The 402-nt window shown below is 51.5% G+C and carries 1 protein-coding gene; it reads right to left on the reverse strand.

Annotated features, from left to right (window positions below):
• Positions 1-39: 39 nt before the first annotated feature.
• A partial coding sequence (locus NE664_15045) for a hypothetical protein (GenBank protein MCQ4727949.1) occupies positions 40-402 on the reverse strand: 363 nt, incomplete at its 5' end.

Genomic DNA, 402 nt, shown 5'->3' on the forward strand with positions numbered 1-402 from the left:
CAAAACCGCTTTTTTCATCCTCTTACCCAATCTGATCACTTACTGCCTGTAGGTATCTGCATTTGCCGCGTCAACTGCTTCCCACATTCCATCGGGAAAACCGTCTCTGAGCCAGGGCCACCAGTTATCGCTGCCCTCTGCTTCCGGCGCGCTCCAGTCAGGATAGCGGCCATCGCTGCCGTATTCAAAGTGATACCCCTTGTCCAGTCCATTCCACGATGCATGCATATCATCAGCATTGGTCAGCCAGCCGCGTTCTATTCCTTCCACCCACGGCCACATGGAATGTGTCACCCAGTAATCATGACCAAAGTTATAGTTTTTAAATTTCTCGTAAAAATCATCCGTCTGCGGGAACGCATATCCGGCCGCCGGTTTTAATCCATTTGCTCTCGCCTCCGC

The organism is Anaerotignum faecicola (assembly GCA_024460105.1).
Classification (GTDB): Bacteria; Bacillota; Clostridia; order Lachnospirales; family Anaerotignaceae; genus JANFXS01.